Source organism: Candidatus Poriferisodalis sp., from assembly GCF_965198245.1.
Classification (GTDB): Bacteria; Actinomycetota; Acidimicrobiia; order Acidimicrobiales; family Poriferisodalaceae; genus Poriferisodalis.
The window spans coordinates 1,593,928-1,613,815 of the sequence record NZ_OZ240249.1; the positions used below are offsets into that span (position 1 = coordinate 1,593,928).

Genomic DNA, 19,888 nt, shown 5'->3' on the forward strand with positions numbered 1-19,888 from the left:
AGGAGCGTCGCGCCCCAAACTGAACCCACCGCAACCACACAGGCGGGACTTCGGGTTATCCGAGTGGGGCCGCTGACGCCGGGCGAGCCTGAGCTGCTCACGAGGCCCACGCTGAAACTTGTCCCGCGGTGGTTTGACATCGCCGACGGCCCTGAATCACAGCCGCGCTGGTCCCAATCGCATTGGACGCCGAGACCCGCAGCGCAGCCGCTCTCGCCGGGGCAAACATCAGGAACCAGATTCGGCGCAGCAGAGACTGACTCCCCCGGAGCATTGTGGGAGGGAGGGAGCTTCTACGAGGTCGATTACTGGCTGAGAGGCGAGTTGTTGGACCTGTGCGTGCTGGACGAGGCGATCCGGTGGGCGTCGCACGGGAGCTCGGTGATCAGCCCCGATGCGATGCTCGAAGCACAACGCGAACGACAATGGCTGGGCTGTGACGGCACCGGGCTCTACGACCCGATCACGACGGCACGCTTCGTGGCATACAGCTACGACGACCGCGGTTATTTCGAAACCCGCGAGGAGGCCGAAGCGTACCTGCGGCGCGCCGACGCGGCCTACGAGTGGCAGTTCAGCAATCACCCGCCGCCTGACGCGCACCGGCTCGGACAGCTCATTGAGGTCTTCGGCCCGTTTCACAGCGGCATTCCCAGAGTTCCGCAGCGCTACTCAATTGAGTATTCCGATGCGGCTATACCCGTGGACGAGGTCGTCGTGCTGCCCGGATCGCTCAGCGTGCGTGACGGTGTGCTGAGGGGTCTCGTGCGCAACTGGTCTCCGCGACTGTTCGCGTTCAACGTGACCGTGACCACCGCGGACCACGTCTGGCGTTGGCCGCTGTCGATCCAGCCCGGGGAGACGGCCCCGTTCGAGTTCAAGAATTGGAACGGCCCAGTCGATCCCCAATTGGCCCGCTACGAGGTGTCCGCCGAGATGTCCCCCGATGTCGACCTCTCACGCAGTTTCGAGATCGTAGGCGGCGACTTCGTCGTACTCCTCGAGTCAATCAATTTCGAGTACTTGCCTCCGGAACTGGTCGAAACCTTCCCCGCCGGCATCGACTACCTGCCGCTGTACGTAGTTCGGCCCGCCCTGTATGCGTCAGCAGAATCGCGCGAGTCCTTGGACTCCGAGCCGGACTCTCATCGGTCAGCTGGGAACGCCGCGTCCGACCTATCCCAATTCGAGATGAGCGCTTGGCGAGCACGCTTCGACAGCCAAGGGAGGATCACCGACATCGAGCCGCTGCGACCGTTCTGGTACCCGCCGATCATGTATCTCGATGGCATCGGCGACGACCGGAGATCTGTAGACACATACGACTTCAATCACGATGGATGGCCGAATATTGTGCTCCCGGGCGATCCCGCCATGTACTCGACAGGCGACGAGCACGATTCGCAGGGGCTATTCGGTCGCGCAGACAACCCCCTTTCCCACGCCGACTCAGGGATGATGCTGTGGATCGGCGGCGCTCATCGTTCGCAGAGGGGATCCGAATCTTGAGTTCGTCGAGCCGTTACGCGCGTCGTCATGGCTTCACGGTGTCGTCCCCGTTGCGGGTGCAGATCGATCTGGCGTCCGCAGCGACCAACACCAGCCGGCTCGACACCTATCTGTTGCTGCTGGAGGGCCGCAGCGGCGACGGGACGGGCGCCGTGTTGGGCCGCAACGACGATGTCGGCTCCGGGCACGGCACTCACCGCTACAACTCGCGGCTGTCGGGCGTGGAGCTCGCGCCGGGGGACTACACCATCGAGGCCACCACCTACGGCAGCCGCCGCACCGGCGACTACACCCTCACCGCGGTCGCTGTCGGGGGCGCCGGCGCGGCATGCACCGACCATCTGGGCACCCTCGCAGCAGGCCGACACACCGCCGCCGGGACCGTCGCCGCCGTGCAGGGATGCACCTCGACCCATCGCGGCAGCCAAACCAGCCGGCCGTCTGCGCGCTGGCACACCTTCACCCTCGACGCGCCCGCATGGATCGACATCGACCTCGCCAAAGCCAACAGCAGCCCACTGGACCCCTACCTGCTGCTCCTGTCGGGACACCAGAACACCGGCGCGGTCCTGCACCACGACGACAACAACGGCACCGCCACCGCAGCCCAGATCCACGACAAGTATCTCGAAGCCGGCGACTATGCCATCGAGACCACCGCCGCGACGCACACCGGGGTCGCCAGCACCGGCGACTACACCTTGACAGTCACCGTGCCCATCCACGGACTCCCACAACAAATCGACGCCACCGTCGATGAGCAGACCACCGTCAACTTCAACTACTGGCCCACCAACGCGCGCATCGCGGCGGAGTCGCAGGAGCTGGCGGTGGCTTCTTCTGGCAGCGGCGGCAGCCACAGCATGATGGTGGCCCCCGACCGGGCGCGCAGCCACGCCGTGTCAGTTCACATGAACTCCTCAACGGCACCGAGAAGCGGCACAGCAGGCGCTGCGCGGGGCGCGACAGCACGCAGCTCCCACCAGGCCGGCACGACGAGAACGTTCCCGGCAACTGTCACAAGCTCATGCCCGACCGGCAAGGTGCAGAGCCCGATCAACGAAGTTCTGTGCGTCGTGCCCTCGAGCGATCCGGACCCAAGACTGGACGACGTCGACGAGGAGCCCGTCTACAACCAGGCGACAGACACCTATGCGTTCTACGACGGTCCGTTCGAGGTGACGGTGGGCGCGCTGCTGGGCACAGTCGATGCCGCCCAGGCCGCGATCGACGCCCGTCGCGGGCAGCCCTGCCCACCGGGATCGTCGATGGGGGTGCACGAGCTAGCGGCATTGATGCTCGCGATCGGATTCTGGGAGAACCCGAATTCCCAGTACACGACGATCAGCGGACACCGCGAGCGGGCCAACATGCGGTTCCCGGCGCGGTCGCTGATGACCCTGTCCCGCAAGGACCACTCTTGGACTGCGCTGCAGGATCCAGCGACCGAGGACAATAACCGCCTCCTATTCCTACGACGACCGGTTCACGGCGCCTTCGCGTGCGTTCTGGCATCCCGGTGTGGGGATGTGGCAGATCGACAAGTTCAACTCGCCCGATCTGAACCACGGCCAGCGCGCGGACACCGGGTTCGGCGGGCGACGGGTCGCCGAGAGGCTGCTTGAGGAGTCCTGCGGCCTCACCCATGGCAACCAGCGCAGAGGCAGCTTCGAGTACTGGCTCGAGGGCACGTGGAAGGCTTGCCAACCGAGCAGCGGCCGCACCACCACGAAGAGCCAGTGCCTCAGGTCGAAGGAGAACATCTGGATGAACAGCGGGACCCGCGACGACCTGTTCGTCACTGTGCGCGACAACTTCCGCCACACGAGTCTCACCGGCGGGGCGGAGCTGTTCGAGTGCAAGTGGTACGTCGGCAGCGTCACCGAGGACATCGACCACGGGTTCGATCCAGACGACTCGGCGACAAGCGAGTACGAGGAGCTCGATGGGAAGTGCTATTTCTACGACACCGACAACCCGGAGGGGTCGGTGCACGACTACGCGCCGTTGGGCGGTGACGTGCAGCGTCGACCGGGTCCGGCAACGAATTCGAGCAGCCCCTACGCGGCGCCGTTCATCTCGTTCACCGACGACAGCGTCCGGTTCGCGGTGTTCCCTGCGTCGCTGCTGGACGGGCACTCATCGACGCCGGTAAAGACCGTGCCCGACGACGTGTTGGTCCGCACTCATGCGGGCACCGTCGCGGACCCGTCTTGGCACACCGACGACTACAAGGGCAAGGACTTGCGGCTGAGGCTATGCCGGGTGGGCGCGCTGTTCGCGCCTGCGCAGTGTTCGTGGGTGAGCGTGACAGCGGACGGCTCGACGCAAGCGGGAAGCTTCGCGTCGTGGATCGCCGCCGCGAGAAGATGACCATGATGGCGAAGGCTGCGCGCATGCGGATGCGCCTCAGGCTGGCGGCGCTGGCGGTGCTGGCAGCGGGCGGGGTGCTGTGGGGATGCACCGGCAACGAGGATCCAGCGCCGCTGCCAGCCACGACGGCGCTGCCTCCGTCGACCAGCCAGCCCGCCACTGCTGGGCCAAAGGCCGCAGCCGACGCAGTGGACGCCGGCGACTCGACGGTCCTCACCGCCCCGGCCGAGACCGTTCCCGCGGTGCCATCGCAGACTGTGTCGATTTCCGGCGGGTCCGGGCCCGCCGGATGGGTCGAGGAAACCGGCTGGGCCGAGGCGAGCCGCTTCGCGGGCTCGCAGTTTCGGCCGCTGCCCGCACCAGAACCGCTGAGACCAGCGCAGCGCGACGGAACACGCATCGGTGCCAGTCCCCTGGACGTCCCAGGAGCGCTGTGGCGCGGCCCTTTCGACCGCGACCTGAACAGCGTGGAGCGCCGCCCGGTCTATGACATGTGCGATCTCGAAGACGCAGCCTCTAAGAAGACCTACGGCGGGCGGTGGCGGCTGGAGCCCCGCATGGTCGGCGAAATTCAGGAATATCAGGATGAGCTGGACTGCGACGGAGACGGCGTCAGGGGCCCGCTGATCCACGGCTACGAGCGGGGCAGATACCTCTATGTCAACCGGGGCTTCGACACTCGAGAGGAGGCCGAGGCATACAGGGAGCGCCACGAGCGGCGGCTGCCGCACCGCAACTCGCACACGCTGCCGCCGGGAGCTGAGCCGCTGGGCCTGAACCTGTGCTCGCGTGTGCCATGCTCGATGCACTCGCGGCGCTGGCTCGCGATCGAATACTCCAGCGCCGATGACCCGTTAGACGAGGTGCGGGTGCTGGCTGGCTCGCTGAGCGTCCGCGACGGGGTGCTGCGCGGGCTGGTGCGCAACTGGTCACGGGACCTGTGGGCGTACCGGGTCACCGTCACCGCCGGAGAACGGACGTGGGAGTGGCCGCTGTCGATGCAGCCAGGCGAGGCCGCACCGTTCGAGATCGAGAAGTGGATGGGCGTCAACGATCCGCTGCTTGTCCATTATGCGGTGGCGGCCCAGATGTCGCCTGACGTCGACCGGTCCCGCTACCTGTCATTCGTCGAGTACGACGCCGGATTGACCTCGGACGAATTCCGCGAATACCTGCCCCGCGAGGTCATCGACGGTCTGCCTGCAGGCACCGCAGTGGTGGCCTACTCCGGTGTCGGGCAGGCATTCCCCCACCGTTTCAACTCCCATCCGTCCTTCGCCCGGATCGACCCGGACTGGGCAGCAGAAGGAGAACCGCCGATCGAGCTGCCCCTAATCGAGTTCGAGCCCCGCGTCTACACCGCCAGGTTCGACCTCGACGGCACCGTCGCCGAAGTAGGCAAGCTCACGCCCATCCGTAGCCATGTCTATCACCCCGAAGGCACCATCGACCCCACGCCCTATATCGACCCCACGCCCTATGTCGTGAAGCGGGTCGTGCTGGACTCCAATAGGTACAGGTACTTCGGGTTCGTGGTCGTCGGCGCGCCCGGGTACAAGTGGGCCGGCGGTGCGGACACCGCGCCTGCTCTTGAGTGACGCTGCTGGAATGCCAATGGTGTCGGCTGGTGTGGGTTCTGGTGAGCGAGTCGCCAGCCTGGGTGTAGCTGTGGAGTCGTATGCGGATGTGACGGTGTCGTGTTCTCATGACGGCCACGCGGATTGTATCGACGACGTGTTCGCGACGCTGCCGGTGGTGTCAGTCTCGGGCTTCGAGGGCCGAGCGGGCCAACACGTACGAGGGAGGAAGGTACGTCGCGTGCAAGCTGCTCAAAACGCTGTGCCCCGATGGCGTGTCCGATGCGTCGATCGACACGGCATTGGGTCCATGGCTGGCGTGCAAAGTCGAGCAGGACGACGGCTCGTTCACCTTCCCGTGCCGGGACAACTCCTATGACAACATTTTCGACCCCGGCACCGACGAGCTGTATGTGACGACCCGGGACTACCTGGGCAGCGCGTTCGGGCCTTCGGTGGGATACGGGGACGCCACGGATATCTCAGGAGGGCTGATCAGCACCCGGTGCCGCTGGGGCCAATTAGGGGTGCCGTTGGGCTGCAAGGTCTATGACGTGAGCAACCGCGAGGGCGAGATGCAGGTGTTCTCCACCGACGGCCGCATCGTCCGCGAGCCGAACGGTGATATTGACGCCGAGCGCAGCAACAGCCCGCTGGCTGCGGGTTTCATCTCCTTCACCGACAACAATCTCGAACAGAAGTTCGTCGTGTTCCCCGCGTCGAACCTGTCCGACTCGTCGAGCACGTGGATACGTGCCGTCCCTGACGGTCAGCACGCGCGTGAAGCGGGCTCTGGGTGGCAGCAGACCGATTACGCCGTGAGCGGACGGCCCGGCCTGGTGCTGTACGTGGAGGTGTGCGGCACCCAGCAGCACAACCGGTTCGAACGCCGATGCGCATGGGTCAGCGTCAACGGCAGCGGCTTTCTGGGCCAGCTCGACACCGTGGGGTGGACTAACCGCACTGACGAACTGCCGCGAGCGCCATGACCCAGGAGCGGCGCCGTCTCGCCGCAGCGGCGCTGTGCGCCGGTGTGATGCTGACTGGGGGATGCAGCAGCGTGGATGCCTCCGACTCGCCGTCGCGGGTCACTGTCGGGCCGGCGACCGCACCCGCAGCGACAGCATCGCCGGCGGCGCCGGCCGCCCTGACGACGACTCAGGGCATGACTGTAGCGGAGACCCCGCAGCGAGCCGCGGCGAGCGGCACCTCGTCGGCGGCCGATGCGGCGGCCGGGTTGAGAGTAGCCCGGAGCGATCCGTTCTGGATCGGCAACCTGCACACGAGATTCGATCCGGGTCGGCTGGCGGATCTCGCGGACCTGCGGGTGCTCCCCGCGAAGGGCGAGCCGCTCGGCCCGCTGCGCGATGGTCCTCGGCGGGACCTCCTGCCTGCTGCCGAACTGGTGCTCAACCGGGTGTTCGACATGTGCGACACCGAGGACCTGCTCGCCGAGGCTCGCCTCGACGGGCCCCATGTAGCGCCGACGCTGCTGTTCCGCGAGTTCATCCCGATGATGGTGCAGCAGCGGGGGCTGATGGGCTGCGGGGACCCCGACCCCGAACCCGGCGAGTACGAGCCGCGCTGGGCGCTGTGGGGCAGCGGCGGAGCGGTGAGGTGGTACGACACGCCCGAGCAGGCACGCGACGCGATCGCGCGCCGCGAAACAGCTGCCGAGGAGCGACTTGCGCATTCCCTGCCACGCGGCGAGAACGCGCCGGGAATCGACAAGCTATTCACCAGCGACGTCGTGCTGCTCGTTCCCGATCAGGCCGCGGACGAGCTGCGAGTGGAATCCGGGACGGTGTCGGTGATCGATGGGGTGGTGCGCGGCCTGGTGCGTAACCGGTCACGGGAGCTGTGGGCGTACGGCGTGAGCGTCACCATCGGCAACGGCACCTGGCACTGGCCGCTGTCGATCCAGCCCGGCGAGATCGCCCCCTTCGAAATCGAAGGCTGGACCGGCGAGCAGCCAGACCCCACTCAGTTCAGCATCAAAGCGGAGTTCTCACCCGAGATCGACATCTCACGCGCCTGGTTCGCAGCCAGCTCGCCGGGAGTGCGCCGGCTAACGCCGGCATGGCTCCGGTCCGACGGCTATCCCGCCGAGCTGTACGAGTCGCTCCCCGATGAAGAAGTCGTCATGCTGCACGGCTTCGCGAGAGCCCAATACGAGTTCCCGCAACTCATGATCCAAAAGATCAGTCATCCCAGCCTCGCCGAGGTCGCGCATTTCGTTACTGTGCCCGACCTGCGCGGCTACGCCGCGCTCGTCCCGGCAGGCGAGCTTGGACCGATCGTCGATGTGGTCCGCATTCCCCTCTATGCCCACTACTACTTCCCCGGCTTCGACCAGGCGCGCTACATCGAGACATCCCGCTATCCCTTTCCCCGTGTCGAGAACGCGAGACGATGGAGTTCCTTCAAAGTCAACTGGGCCTTCCACCTGCCCGGCCGGACGCAGGCGCGAGTATGGGTCGGCGGTGCACACCCTCCGAATCACGAAGACTGAAGGCTTCGGGGTTCGAGGTGACCCCCGGCACTGCTGGGTGCTCAGCGTCGTCGACAGCGGGCACTGCCACGGTGGCAGGCACGGGGAACCGCCGCACGGTGTCCGCCGCGGTCGCGGCGGGCGCGACGGCGACGATCACGGTGTCGTGCAGCCAGGCGCCGTTGGCAGCCGACTCGGAGTCTGCGCTGTTCAGCGGCGAGCCGGTTGATGTGTGCAACGACCCCCTCGGCAGCCTGCCGGGGGGGGCCTCACGTCGGCGTCGGGGGTGATCGCGGCCGACGCGGCGTGCATCTCGACGCGTCGGCACCCCACTCGCCGCTTGACAAGGGAGCGTCCGACACACCCGACCAGCACGCTCACTCACCGCCTACGACCACTAAAACCTTGGAACTAATCATCTAGCGCCGATCAGGCGCTGCACATCTCGCGAGACGGCTAGCGGGACTCGATCGGCACGTAGTCGCGCTCGCCGAGACCCGTGTACTTCTGGCGGGGCCGGTAGATCTTCTGGTCGGGATCGCCGAGCATCTCCACCCAGTGCGCCAACCACCCCGGCGTCCGCCCGATAGCGAACAGCACCGTGAACATGTCCATCGGGAAGCCCATCGCCTCATAGATGAGCCCCGAGTAGAAGTCGACGTTCGGGTACAGCCGGCGGTCCCTGAAGTACGAGTCGCTGAGCGCGACCTCTTCGAGCTTCATGGCGATGTCGAGCAGCGGATTCAGCCCGGTCACCTTGAACACCGCTTCGGCGGTCTCCTTGATGATCTTTGCCCGCGGGTCGTAGTTCTTGTAGACGCGGTGGCCGAATCCCTGCAGCAGCACGTCGCCGGACTTCGCCCGCTCGACGTAGGCGGGCACGTTGTCGAAGTCGCCGATCTCGTGCAGCATCCGGATGACCTGCTCGTTTGCGCCACCGTGCAGCGGTCCGTACAGGCCGCAGGTGGCCGCCGCCACCGCCGAGAACGGATCGGCACGGCTGGAGCCGACCGTGCGCATCGTGGTGGTCGAGCAGTTCTGCTCGTGGTCGGCATGCAGGATGAACAGCAAGTCCAGCGCCCGCGTCAGCGTCGGGTCGGGTTCGTAGTCGGGGTCGGCCACGCTCCACATCATCCGCAGGAAGTTGGCCGTGTAGCTCAGGTGATTCACCGGGTACTCGTACGGCAGCCCCATCCGGTTGCGGTAGGTGAACGCCGCCATCGTCGGCATCTTGGCCATCAGCCGGATGATCTGCACCAGCCGCGTGTACGGATCGTCAATGTCCTTCGCCTCGGGGTAGAACGTGGACAGCGCGGCGATCGTGGACACCAGGGTGCCCATGGGGTGGGCGTCGTAGCGGAAGCCCTTGATGAAGCGCGTGATGTCCTCGTGCACGTAGGTGTGGAACGTGATGTGGTGGACCCACTCGGCTGCCTCGGCCTCGGTGGGAAGCTCGCCGTGAATGATCAAGTAGGCAACCTCGAGGAAGCTGGATTTCTCGGCCAGCTGCTCGATGGGGTAGCCCCGGTAGCGCAGGATTCCCTCATCCCCGTCGATGTAGGTGATCTTGGAGTCGCAGTTGGCTGTCGAGAGGTAAGCCGGGTCGTAGAACCACAGACCCCGGTCCAGCTCGCGCAACGCGGCCGCGGAGATCGTGCCGTCGACCACGGGAGCGGTCACCGACTGTCCCGTGCGGTTGTCGGTGATCGTGAAGCTGTCCTCTGCCATCAGTCCCCCTCGTTCGCGTCGCCGAATGTACCCAATTGGAGGTCTTTCTGCGATTGTTGCGGCTGCACGAATTCGGGCGGCAGGCTCACAGCGGAGAGTTGTCGTGGCGGCGATGGCGAAGCCGTTCGCGCTTGGTGGCCAGCATGTCGAGCGTGTCGATGAGCTCCCGGCGTGTGACTGCGGGGTCGATGACGTTGTCGACGTAACCCCGCTCGGCAGCGACATACGGGTTCAGATACGTATCCTCATAATCGGAGACGTAGTCGGCGACCTCGCCCTCATCTGCGCCGCGGCGAAGGATCTGGGCCGCTTGGGACGCACCCATCACGGCAAGCTCGGCGCTCGGCCACGCTAGGTACACGTCGTTGCCCATCGTCTTGGAGTCCATGACGATGTATGCGCCGCCGTACGACTTGCGCAGCACGACAGCGACCCGTGGCACGGTGGCCCGGGCATAGGCGAAGGCCAGCTGGGCACCGTGGCGGATCATCCCGCGCCACTCGAGGTCCTTGCCGGGGTAGAAGCCCGGCGTGTCCACCAAGGTGATCAGCGGCAGGCCGAAGGCGTCGCAGAAGTTGACGAAGCGGGCGCCCTTCTGGCTTGCGGCAATGTCCAGCGTTCCCGCGATGCTCATCGGCTGGTTCGCCAGCACGCCCACGGCGTAGCCACCCATCGAAGCGAATCCCGTCACCAAGTTCGGCGCCCAGGCCGCTCTCAACTCGACGAAGCAGCCGTCGTCGATGAGTTCGGCGATGATGTCGCGGACGTCGTAGGCGCCCGTCGGCACCGAAGGCAGCAGGTCGCCCGCTTCGGGTGTCGGCCGGTCGCGCGGGTCGCTGGTCTCTATGAGCGGCGGCAACTCGTCGCAGTGCGATGGCAGGTAGCCCAGCATCTCGGTCAGCACGTCGAGCACCTCGCCGGCCGGGGTGACTGCGGATGCTGTCCCCGAAGCGCTGGCATGGATCGAGGCGCCCCCCAGCTCGTCAGGCCCGATCGCCACACCAGTCATCTCGCGCACCGGGACGGGGCCGCTCACAAAGGCGTACGCATCCTCGGACATCACGACGATGTCGGACAGCCCGATCAGCAGCGCGATGCCCGAGATGGCCTGTCCCGTGACTCCGGCCAGGATCGGGACCACGCCCGAGCACCGCACGAGGACCCGTGCGGCCTCGCCCCAGCCGTGCAACGCAGCGACGCCGTAGTTCGCGTCGGCCCCGCTGGAGGACAGCATGAGGACCACAGGCAGGCGCTTCGCGAGCGCCGTCTGAAGGCCGGCGACGATGGTCTCGCTGTCGGCTGGTGCGAGCGCGCCGCGCCGGTGAGGACTGTCGGCGGAGATGAGCATGGCCGAACGCCCGCCGAGGGCGACGATGCCGGCGGTGACATGTCCACTTGCGCCGGCGCGCAGCTGCAGGTCCACTGCCGTGAGGCTATGCCCCCACCGGGTTGTGTCGTGGATCAGGCTGGCCGGACGCCCCCGGGCTCACGCAGCAGTGACGCCAGGGATGCGACGGGACACGCTGCGCATCACCGAGCGGAGCACATCGCGGGCTGCAGCCGCTGGCGCCGAGAGCATGCCGCGGCGGCGGATGGCCAGCGCGACCTGGCGGGGAGGCAGGCCTGCAACGGTGAGCACGCTCCAGTCGCCTCGGTCGGTCCAGACCGGGATCGAGGTGATTGGCACGATGGCCGGTCCATAGCCCTGAAAGGCCAGTGTGGCGGTCAGCCGAATGCCGTCGAGCTGCGCCAGGGTTCGCAGCGTGACACCGTGCCGAGCCGCTACCGAGTCGATGAGCATGCGCATCGCAGAACCGGGCGGACCGAGCAGCATCTCGTGCTGTTCGAGTTCCGCGAAGCCCACCTCGCGGTCGCCGAGCGCCGCCAGCGCGTGACCAGTGGGAGCGATGACGACGAATTCCTCGGCGAACAGGGGCGTGGTGACCAGCTCCTCGTGGTCGACCGGGGCATTCACCACGGCGAGGTCAAGCTCGCCGCCTTCGAGCAGGCGTGTCAGCGCAAGCGTGGTGGAGTCGACCACCGTGGCGTCGACATCAGGATGGCGCCGGCGCAACTCGTCCAGAAACGGCGGCAACAGCCACCGGCCGGGGGTCCCGATGATGCCGAGATGGACGTCGCCGGTGACATGGGACGTCATCGACGCCACGTCGGCCCGCATGGAGGCAATCTCGCCGTTGATGCGCTTGATGCGTGCCAGCACCACCTCGCCCTCGGGCGTCAAGGACCCCACTGCTCGATCCACGAGCACCGCGCCCAGCTCTTCCTCGAGTTTCGCAATATGGCTCGACACGTTGGACTGCACGGTGTGCAGCGCTCGTGCGGCTGCCGAGAAGCGGCCATGAGCAGCAACCGCAGACAGCGCATCGAGGTACTTCAGGTCCATTCAGCCACACTAGCGCGCTGCGACTGATTATCTCTCAAAGAGATCGAAACTATCTGCGCTAACTGCTGGCCCGATAACAAAGCCAGAGCTAACTTATTCTTGAGCGGTTATCCCAAACCGTTCGACATATCGCACCGCCGCACGGTGTCCCCCCACCCAGGCGGACGAGCGCCGGATCGGAAGCCCCGGCTCCGACCGGCAATAGGTCTAAGCGTCACCCACGCCCAGAGACCTCAGCGAAGAAGCCGGCCCTCCCCCCGGGCCGGCTTCCTCGCGCCGTGGCCGAAAAGTGCGCCAGCCGTGCCGATCCAGCAGTGCCCAGCCGCCAGTGCCCAGCCGCCAGTGCCCAGCCGCCAGTGCCGAGCCCGACTAGAGCGAGGCCCGGATGATGTTGAGTGCCGAGCCGGCCTTGAACCACTTCACCTGTTCGGCACTGAAGGTGTGGTTGGTCTCGAATGAGATTGTCTCGCCCGACGGCTTGCGCACTTCGACCGTGACGGTTCGTCCCGGCGCCAGGTCGGCAAGGCCCTGCACCGAGATCCGGTCGTTCTCGGCGATCCGGTCGTAGTCGGCCGGGTCGGCGAACGTGAGCGGCAGCATGCCCTGCTTCTTCAGGTTGGTCTCGTGGATTCGGGCGAAACTGCGGCACAGCGCAACGAGGCCGCCCCGGAAGCGAGGCTCCATGGCGGCGTGCTCGCGGCTCGAACCTTCGCCCATGTTCTCGTCGCCGATCACTACCCAGTTCACGCCGGCTTCGTGGTACGCCTTCGCGATCTCGGGATAGGGCTGGGTCTCGCCGGTCAGCTGATTCTTGCCGTGGCCGACGTCGTAGCCCTCAAAGGCATTCACCGCGCCCAGGTACAGGTTCCCCGAGATGTTCTCGAGGTGACCCCGGTAGCGAAGCCACGGACCGGCCATCGAGATGTGGTCGGTGGTGAACTTGCCCTGAGCCTTGACCAGCACGGGCAGGTCTTCGTAGTCGTTGCCGTCCCACGCCTCGAACCGCGCCAGCACCTGCAGGCGATCCGAGCTCGGCGAGACGTGCACATCCACACCGGCCCGATCCGTGGGCGGGGCCACAAAGCCGCTCTCGCCTGGGTCGAAGCCGGCGGGCGGCAGCTCGACGCCCACCGGAGTCGGCAGCGTGACCGGCTCGCCGGCGTCGGTGTGTAGCACGCCGTTGACGGGGTCGAAGTCGAGCGTTCCCGCCAACGCCATCGCCATGACGGTCTCGGGCGAAGTGACGAACGCAAGCGTCGCGGCGTCGCCGTCGTTGCGCTTGGGAAAATTGCGGTTGTAGGAGGTGACGATCACGTTGGCTTGGCCCGGGACATAGGCCTCGTCGCCGGAGCGGTCCCACTGGCCGATGCAGGGTCCGCAGGCGTTGGCCAGCACGGTGGCGCCCAGCGCTTCGAAGTCGGCCAGCAGGCCGTCACGCTCGATGGTGGCGCGCACCTGCTCCGAACCGGGGGTCACGAGCAGCTGTGTCCGTGCCCGCAGGCCCTTCGCGACAGCGTCACGGGCGATCGATGCCGCCCGTGTGATGTCCTCGTAGCTCGAGTTGGTGCAGCTGCCGATGAGCGCTGCGCTGATGTCGAGCGGCCAGCCCTGGGTGCGGGCCTCCGCGCCCAGCGCGGACACCTCGCGGGCGCGGTCCGGCGTGTGAGGGCCGTTGATGTGGGGGCGCAGCTGGGACAGGTCAATCTCGATGACTTGGTCGTAGTGGGCCTCCGGATCGGCCATGGCAGCGTCATCGGGGCGCAGATGCTCGGCGACTGCATCGGCCGCTGCGGCGACTGCCTCGCGCCCGGTCGCTGCCAAGTAGCGGGACATCGCGGCGTCGTAGCCGAACAGCGACGTGGTGGCGCCGATCTCGGCACCCATGTTGCAGATCGTCCCTTTGCCGGTGGCGCTCAGCGACTCGGCTCCGGGCCCGAAGTACTCCACGATGGCTCCGGTGCCGCCGGACACCGTGAGGATCTCTGCCACCTTCAAGATCACGTCTTTCGGCGCGCTCCAGCCAGACAGCTCGCCGGTGAGCTTCACGCCGATCACCTTGGGCCAGCGCACGTTCCACGGAAAGCCGGTCATCACATCCACGGCATCCGCGCCGCCGACGCCCACGGCGATCATGCCCAGCCCGCCCGCGTTGGGGGTGTGGCTGTCGGTGCCGACCATCATCCCGCCGGGGAAGGCGTACTGCTCCAGCACGACCTGGTGGATGATGCCGCTGCCGGGCTTCCAGAACCCTGCGCCGTAGCGGGCGCAGACGCTTTCGAGGAAGTCGTACACCTCTTCGTTGTTCTCCGTGGCCGCGAGCAGGTCGCGCTTGCCGTCCTCGCGAGCCTGGATGAGGTGGTCGCAGTGCGTCGTGGTGGGAACTGCCACCTCGTCGAGCCCCGCAGTCATGAACTGCAGCCACGCCATCTGCGCGGTGGCGTCCTGCATGGCGACGCGATCCGGTGCCAGGTCGACATAGGAGACGGCGCGCTGAAGGGACTGCTCACGGTTCGACAGGTGCGCGATGAGGATCTTCTCTGACAGTGTGAGAGCTCGGCCCAGCCGCTCACGCCCGAATGACACAGCGTCTGCCAGGCCGGCGTACACCCCTTCGATCAACTCGATCGGAGTACTCGCGTGAACCGCCATGTGCCCTCCCGTGTTCTGAAGCTTGCTAAGAAACTACGGGCTGCACGCCAGAATTGGCCTCAGCGGCGGCTGGACGACGGCAGTTGGCAGCGGCGTTGGGCTCAGGGCCGGACTTCGTAGTACAGGTTCGCGGCGTCGCTGAAGTCGTGCTGCTCGAAGCGTGTGAACCCGGCTGCCGCCGTCAGCTCACGTGCCTTGTCCGGATAGAGACCGAGCGTGCCAAGTCCCATGCCGCCGGGCTCGCTGAGCGCCGACTGAAGGCAGCTGGTGATCGAGAACCCGTAGAACATGGCCAGCATCGGGTTGCGCTGATCTTGCGAGAAGTCGCCCCTGGAGCGAATGTCCTTGATGAGCAGCGTGCCGTCGGGCGCAAGCGCGCCCCGGATCGCCTCGAGCGCGATGTCGGGCCGGGGCATGTCGTGCAGGCAATCGAAGGTCAGCGCCAGGTCGAAGTCGCCGGTGTCGGGGACGTCGGCCGCTCCCGCCTCCACGAACGTCGCGTTCTCGAGACCGGCCTCCTCGGCGCGCTCTCGGGCCTGTTCGACGGCGATGGCGGAAGGGTCGAAGCCGACCACCTCGGTGTTCGGCCATTTCTCGGCGATCAGACATGCCGAGACACCGGCGCCGCAGCCCACATCGAGCACCTTGGCGCCGCGTTCGAGCTTGTCCGTGACGCCGTCGAGACCGGACAGGATGACCGAGGTGAGGTTCTGACGGCTGAACGGACCCGTCGTGCGGGCGAGGCCAGCCGCTGCTCGGGGCCCCTGCTGCTCATAGGTCATGCCGATGCCGGTGCGGAACGACTCGATGATCAGGTCCAGTGCCGTGTCGCCGAGACCGCCGCGGAATGCTCCCATGGCGAAGTGCAATGAGCCCTCTTCGTCGACCAGCAGTGCTTCAGACTCAGGCGACATCGAGAATGCACCGTCGTCGTGCGTGACCAGGCGAGCCGCTGCGACGCCGTACAGCCACTCCCGCACCAGCCGCTCGTCGAGACCGGTCGCCTCGGCGACATCGTGACTGGTGGCCGGCTGAGCGTCGGCCAGCGCCCCGAACAGCCCGAGTTCGTCGCCGATGTGCAGCATCGACGACACCATCTCGCCCATCTTGTAGGACCACACCTGGAAGGCGAACTTGCCCAGCAGGTCCGGATCGATCTCACGCCGCTCACTCGCGGTTGCCTCAGCCATCTGCGAGACGCTAGCCGTGCCCCGGTCGCGGTTCCCTCAGACGCACGCCCCGTGCGCCCGCCGCTGGAGCCTGAGTGCCCTCAGCGGCGGCAGAGGGGGTCGTCAATGGCGGGGGGTTGGTGGAAGCACAGGATCGCTTCCCGCCCGACGTAGGTGAACTCCCACGGCTCGGGCACCGGGCCTTGCTTGCCGCCATCGGGCGGGTAGCTCGGGATCCAGCCGTGCTTCTTGGCGTTGGCGAAGTTGTCGGCTGACAGCCACTTGTAGGCGGGCGTTCGCCCAAAGTTGTAATACCCATGCTGGCCGATGTCGATCGCGTACCCCGTGTGGTGCTTGGAGTAGCCCGGCGGCGCCGACATCGTCAGGCGCTCGGAAAGATCGTCGATCCCATACGGCGCCTCGTACGGCCGCAAGAACACCTCCCGCTGGTACTGGTGCCCCCGGTAGGCGGAGTCCAATTCCAGCTCGTAACCGTGCGCGGCAGCATCTTCAGCCAGGGCCAGCCATGCCGCCGCTGCGGGCCGTTGCAGCGCGAGGCCGTCATCGATGAGACGCATCAGCGCGTAGTTCGCCGGCAATGGTCGGCGCAGATAGCCGCGGTCTTCGGCGCTGGCTCGTATGTGTTCGTCCATCTCCGCCGAGTCGGTGATCGTCGGTGGGCGGTAGATCGACGACAGGTTCGGCAGCGCAGCGGTGTTGAACAGCTGGTTGAACTCCGGCCCCGTGAAGTACGGGAAGGACAGCGAATGGACACCGGCGGGCACCGGCTCCTGCCAACGCGACTTGGGTTCGTCGATGGGAGGCGGGGGTGCCCATGGCCCGGTGATCGGTTCGTCGACCCAGGCTTGCGGCTCGGCGACTGCGGCCCCAAGCGCGCTCGCGGAAACGAGGGCCGTCAGACCGAAGGTCAGAGCTGCAAGGGCCCAGCAGCAGCGTCGCCAGCGTGGGGGAGAAATCTCAGGTGACACCAGCGGGCTCATCGGTACCCACGAGCGTGCGGTACAGATCGGAGTAGAGACCATTTGCGGCCAGCAGATCGAGATGGCGACCCTGCTGGACGAGGCGCCCGCGATCGAGCACCAGGATCTGGTCGGCGTCGGTGATAGTCGAAAGTCGGTGAGCGATGACCACTGCAGTGCGGCCGGCGAGCGCTGTCGCGAGCGCGCTTTGCACCAAGGCCTCGTTCTCGCTGTCGAGGTGACTGGTGGCCTCGTCGAGCACCACGATGGCGGGACGCTTCAACAGCACCCGGGCTATGGCCAGACGCTGCTTCTCACCGCCCGACAGCCGGTAGCCGCGCTCGCCCACGACGGTGTTCCAGCCGTCGGGCAGGCTCAGGATCAGCTCGTCGATGTGTGCGGCTCGGCACGCCTCAGCCAGCTCGGCGTCGGTGGCGCCGGGCTGGGCGTAGCGCAGGTTGGCGGCGATGGTGTCGTGGAACAGGTGCGGGTCCTGCGAGACGACGCCGATGTTGGACCGCAGGGACTCCGTCGTGACCTCACGCACGTCGTGCCCGTCGATGAGCAACGCGCCGCTGTCGATGTCGTACAGGCGGACTACGAGCGCAGCGAGCGTGGTCTTGCCTGCGCCCGACGGCCCGACGAGCGCGATCGTCTGGCCAGGTTCGATGACTGCGGACACGCCTTCGAGCACCGGTCCGGTCCGAGCATCGCTCGACGGCGGCGCTGTCGCGCCGCTGAGTTGCTCGGGCGGCGTTGCCACGCCGCCCAGTTCGGCGAGAACGTTGCTGTCGGCAGGGGGATACGTGAACGTCACGTCCCGCAGCTCAATCCGCCCGTCCACTGCGCCGAGCTTGACGGCATCGGGGCGGTCCGGGATCGGGTTCGGCAGGTCCAGCACCGCGAAGACGCGCTCAAACGAGACCAGCGCAGTCATCACGTCCACACGGGCATTCGTCAGGCCGGTCAGCGGCATGTAGATCCGCACCACCATCAGCCCCATCGCCACCAGCGTTCCGATGGTGAGCGCACCGGAGATCACCAGGTGCGCACCCACCCAATACAGCATCGCCGCCCCCACGGCGCCCACCAGGCTGAGGCCGATGAAGAACGCCCGCCCGTAGAGCGCGCTGCGCACACCTATGTCGCGCACGGTCCGGGCCGTGCGGCTGAACCCGGCCCGCTCGACGTCATGACGCCCGAACAGCTTGACCAGCAGCGCGCCGGCCACGTTCAAGCGCTCGGTCATCACCGTGTTCATCGAGGCGTTGTGCTGCATGCTTTGCCGGGTCAGTGCCTGCAACCGCCGGCCCACTCGTTTGGTAGGCGCGATGAACACCGGCAGCAGCGCCAGTGCGAGCAGCGTCAACCGCCACTCCAGCGCCATCATCGCGACGAGCGTCGTCGACAGCACGATGGTGTTGGACACGACCGAGTTGAGCGTGCCGGTGAAGGCCCGCTGGGCGCCGATGACGTCGTTGTTCATGCGACTGATCAGCGAGCCGGTCTGCACGTGGGTGAAGAACGCCACCGGCATCCGCTGCACGTGGTCGTACAGGCTTACTCGCAGGTCGAAGATGAGGCCCTCGCCAATACGCGCCGACCACCAGCGCTCGATGAACGACAGGCCCGCCTCGGCGAATGCCGAGGCCAAGATGATCGCGGCCAGCACATTGAGCTGCCACCGATCTCCGGTCGGGATGGCGTCGTCGATGATGCGCCCGAACAGGATCGGCGGCACCACGAACGCAAGCGCGCCAAGCAGTTGAGCAATCAGGACTCCCGTCAGCGCCGACCGGTATGGGCGTGCCAAGGCTGCCGCCCGGCGAACGGTGCCCGGCGCTATGTGACGTCCTTCGACGCCGGCCGGGTCGTGTCCTATCGCGGCGTGCGCCGATGCCATCGACTGCATGGATCGAACGATACGAGGCGCTCCCCGAACCGCAGCGGCAGTGCGGTCTCAGTCGGCCTAGACGTAGGGCCAGCGACGCTTCGCGACCGCCGAGCTGTCGGGCCCACCATCGGCTGGCGGGGGCTCGGTGAGCGCCCAGCGACGGCGCCACGCCGATGCCGAGGGGCCCTCGATGCCGGGGCTGTCGGCGCTGTGCAGGCGTCGGCGCGCCGCGAACCAGTTGCCGGTCGCGGTCTCGTCCGCCAATCCCTCCACGGCGGCCTGCAGCCGCCGCGTGAATCGGCGGTTGTTCTCGTCCTCGCCAAAATCCAGCGGGCGGCCGAAGTTGATCACCGAGCGAGCACGCCTGGGCCACGCTCGGCCCTTGCGCAAGATGTCGAAAGTGCCCCGGATGTGCACGGGCACCACGGGCACGCCGGCCTGCTTGGCCAAGAACGCTGCACCCGGTCGGAACTGCTGGCCCCAGCCGTCACGGGAACGACCGCCCTCGGGGTAGATCACCAGGCTCCAGCCGCTGCGCAGCAGCGTCACTGCCTTGTCGATCGTGCGGCGGTTGAGCGCGGTCCGCTCGATGGGGATGGCACCGACGAACAGCGCAGAGATCGCCGAGGTGGCCCGGTTCCCGAAGAAATAGTCGGACGCGGCACCCACCACCAGCCTGTTGCACCACGGCTCGGGAATCGAGGTGATGATCACTGCGGTGTCGGCGTGGCTCTGGTGGTTCGCGGCAAACACAGCCGGCCCGTCCAGTTCGCTGAGCCGGTCGACGCCCTTGATCGTCGGCTGGGCGTAGTAGCGCACCAGTGCTCGCGCCACCGTGTCGCGGGCCACCCGCCGGGCCACACGAGCTGGGAAGCGCCGAGCCCAGTCGGTGTTGTAGTTCGATCCCACATTGGCCGGCAGCGGAGTCTGGCCCTGAGGAGTTGGTGCCGCTCGCAGCGGGAACTCTGTGCCGCGCACGACACGGGTCACCGAGGCCTTCTTGCGCTGCGCACGCTTGGATCCGAGGTGCGACACGGCGGCGCGACGGTTGGGGTCGCTCATCGCTGCACGCCCTCGTCCGCACTGCGGCGGCAATCTCGTCGTCGCGACAACC

General features: G+C 66.9%; 15 protein-coding genes. 7 read left to right on the forward strand and 8 right to left on the reverse strand.

Annotation, left to right across the window (positions count from 1 at the left end; all coding sequences use genetic code 11):
* Window positions 1-273: 273 nt before the first annotated feature.
* From ACOCMM_RS07350 to ACOCMM_RS07380, 7 genes are all read left to right on the forward strand, one after another.
* A complete protein-coding gene (locus tag ACOCMM_RS07350; protein ID WP_419552528.1) occupies window positions 274-1,509 on the forward strand; it encodes a hypothetical protein in 1,236 nt (411 codons plus the stop codon).
* Window positions 1,506-3,134 (forward strand): hypothetical protein, encoded by a 1,629-nt coding sequence (locus tag ACOCMM_RS07355; protein ID WP_419552529.1) that lies wholly within the window; start codon window positions 1,506-1,508, stop codon window positions 3,132-3,134. Before ACOCMM_RS07350 ends, ACOCMM_RS07355 begins: the two co-directional genes overlap by 4 nt.
* A gap of 142 nt (window positions 3,135-3,276) precedes the next feature.
* Window positions 3,277-3,882 carry a hypothetical protein gene (locus ACOCMM_RS07360; RefSeq protein ID WP_419552530.1) on the forward strand — a complete coding sequence of 202 codons (606 nt, stop codon included), beginning with the start codon at window positions 3,277-3,279 and terminating at the stop codon, window positions 3,880-3,882.
* Window positions 3,807-5,480: a hypothetical protein gene (locus ACOCMM_RS07365; protein WP_419552531.1), complete on the forward strand. Its 1,674-nt coding sequence runs from the start codon at window positions 3,807-3,809 to the stop codon at window positions 5,478-5,480. Before ACOCMM_RS07360 ends, ACOCMM_RS07365 begins: the two co-directional genes overlap by 76 nt.
* 254 nt (window positions 5,481-5,734) lie before the next feature.
* On the forward strand, window positions 5,735-6,448 hold the full coding sequence (locus ACOCMM_RS07370; protein ID WP_419552532.1) for a hypothetical protein: 714 nt from the start codon (window positions 5,735-5,737) through the stop codon (window positions 6,446-6,448).
* Window positions 6,445-7,971, forward strand: coding sequence for a hypothetical protein (locus ACOCMM_RS07375; RefSeq protein WP_419552533.1), 1,527 nt, complete (start codon window positions 6,445-6,447; stop codon window positions 7,969-7,971). The genes ACOCMM_RS07370 and ACOCMM_RS07375 overlap by 4 nt, the downstream gene beginning before the upstream one ends.
* A 17-nt stretch (window positions 7,972-7,988) precedes the next feature.
* Window positions 7,989-8,240, forward strand: coding sequence for a hypothetical protein (locus ACOCMM_RS07380; protein WP_419552534.1), 252 nt, complete (start codon window positions 7,989-7,991; stop codon window positions 8,238-8,240).
* 166 nt (window positions 8,241-8,406) lie between these two features.
* Here the strand turns inward: ACOCMM_RS07380 and ACOCMM_RS07385 are convergent, their stop codons facing one another.
* From ACOCMM_RS07385 to ACOCMM_RS07420, 8 genes are all read right to left on the reverse strand, one after another.
* Complete coding sequence (locus ACOCMM_RS07385) at window positions 8,407-9,678, reverse strand: citrate synthase (RefSeq protein WP_419552535.1); 1,272 nt, start codon at window positions 9,676-9,678, stop codon at window positions 8,407-8,409.
* 85 nt (window positions 9,679-9,763) lie between these two features.
* Window positions 9,764-11,101 carry an acyl-CoA carboxylase subunit beta gene (locus ACOCMM_RS07390; RefSeq protein ID WP_419552536.1) on the reverse strand — a complete coding sequence of 446 codons (1,338 nt, stop codon included), beginning with the start codon at window positions 11,099-11,101 and terminating at the stop codon, window positions 9,764-9,766.
* Window positions 11,102-11,164: 63 nt separating this feature from the next.
* Complete coding sequence (locus ACOCMM_RS07395; RefSeq protein WP_419552537.1) at window positions 11,165-12,082, reverse strand: LysR family transcriptional regulator; 918 nt, start codon at window positions 12,080-12,082, stop codon at window positions 11,165-11,167.
* A 369-nt stretch (window positions 12,083-12,451) separates the two neighbouring features.
* Window positions 12,452-14,731 (reverse strand): aconitate hydratase, encoded by a 2,280-nt coding sequence (locus ACOCMM_RS07400; protein WP_419552538.1) that lies wholly within the window; start codon window positions 14,729-14,731, stop codon window positions 12,452-12,454.
* A gap of 101 nt (window positions 14,732-14,832) precedes the next feature.
* Window positions 14,833-15,921: a class I SAM-dependent methyltransferase gene (locus tag ACOCMM_RS07405; RefSeq protein ID WP_419552539.1), complete on the reverse strand. Its 1,089-nt coding sequence runs from the start codon at window positions 15,919-15,921 to the stop codon at window positions 14,833-14,835.
* Between the two features lie 80 nt (window positions 15,922-16,001).
* Window positions 16,002-16,889, reverse strand: coding sequence for a M15 family metallopeptidase (locus ACOCMM_RS07410; protein ID WP_419552540.1), 888 nt, complete (start codon window positions 16,887-16,889; stop codon window positions 16,002-16,004).
* Window positions 16,879-18,792 carry an ABC transporter ATP-binding protein gene (locus ACOCMM_RS07415; protein WP_419552541.1) on the reverse strand — a complete coding sequence of 638 codons (1,914 nt, stop codon included), beginning with the start codon at window positions 18,790-18,792 and terminating at the stop codon, window positions 16,879-16,881. Before ACOCMM_RS07415 ends, ACOCMM_RS07410 begins: the two co-directional genes overlap by 11 nt.
* Window positions 18,793-18,849: 57 nt before the next feature.
* On the reverse strand, window positions 18,850-19,836 hold the full coding sequence (locus tag ACOCMM_RS07420; protein WP_419552542.1) for a lysophospholipid acyltransferase family protein: 987 nt from the start codon (window positions 19,834-19,836) through the stop codon (window positions 18,850-18,852).
* Window positions 19,837-19,888 lie beyond the last annotated feature (52 nt).

What these genes read in the sequence shown, in the direction of transcription:
- ACOCMM_RS07360 (WP_419552530.1), top strand. Translation starts at nt 3,277, where the DNA reads ATGAACAGCGGGACCCGCGACGACCTGTTCGTCACTGTGCGCGACAAC.
- ACOCMM_RS07375 (WP_419552533.1), top strand. Translation starts at nt 6,445, where the DNA reads ATGACCCAGGAGCGGCGCCGTCTCGCCGCAGCGGCGCTGTGCGCCGGT.
- ACOCMM_RS07385 (WP_419552535.1), bottom strand. Translation starts at nt 9,678, where the DNA reads ATGGCAGAGGACAGCTTCACGATCACCGACAACCGCACGGGACAGTCG.
- ACOCMM_RS07395 (WP_419552537.1), bottom strand. Translation starts at nt 12,082, where the DNA reads ATGGACCTGAAGTACCTCGATGCGCTGTCTGCGGTTGCTGCTCATGGC.
- ACOCMM_RS07400 (WP_419552538.1), bottom strand. Translation starts at nt 14,731, where the DNA reads ATGGCGGTTCACGCGAGTACTCCGATCGAGTTGATCGAAGGGGTGTAC.
- ACOCMM_RS07405 (WP_419552539.1), bottom strand. Translation starts at nt 15,921, where the DNA reads ATGGCTGAGGCAACCGCGAGTGAGCGGCGTGAGATCGATCCGGACCTG.
- ACOCMM_RS07415 (WP_419552541.1), bottom strand. Translation starts at nt 18,792, where the DNA reads ATGCAGTCGATGGCATCGGCGCACGCCGCGATAGGACACGACCCGGCC.
- ACOCMM_RS07420 (WP_419552542.1), bottom strand. Translation starts at nt 19,836, where the DNA reads ATGAGCGACCCCAACCGTCGCGCCGCCGTGTCGCACCTCGGATCCAAG.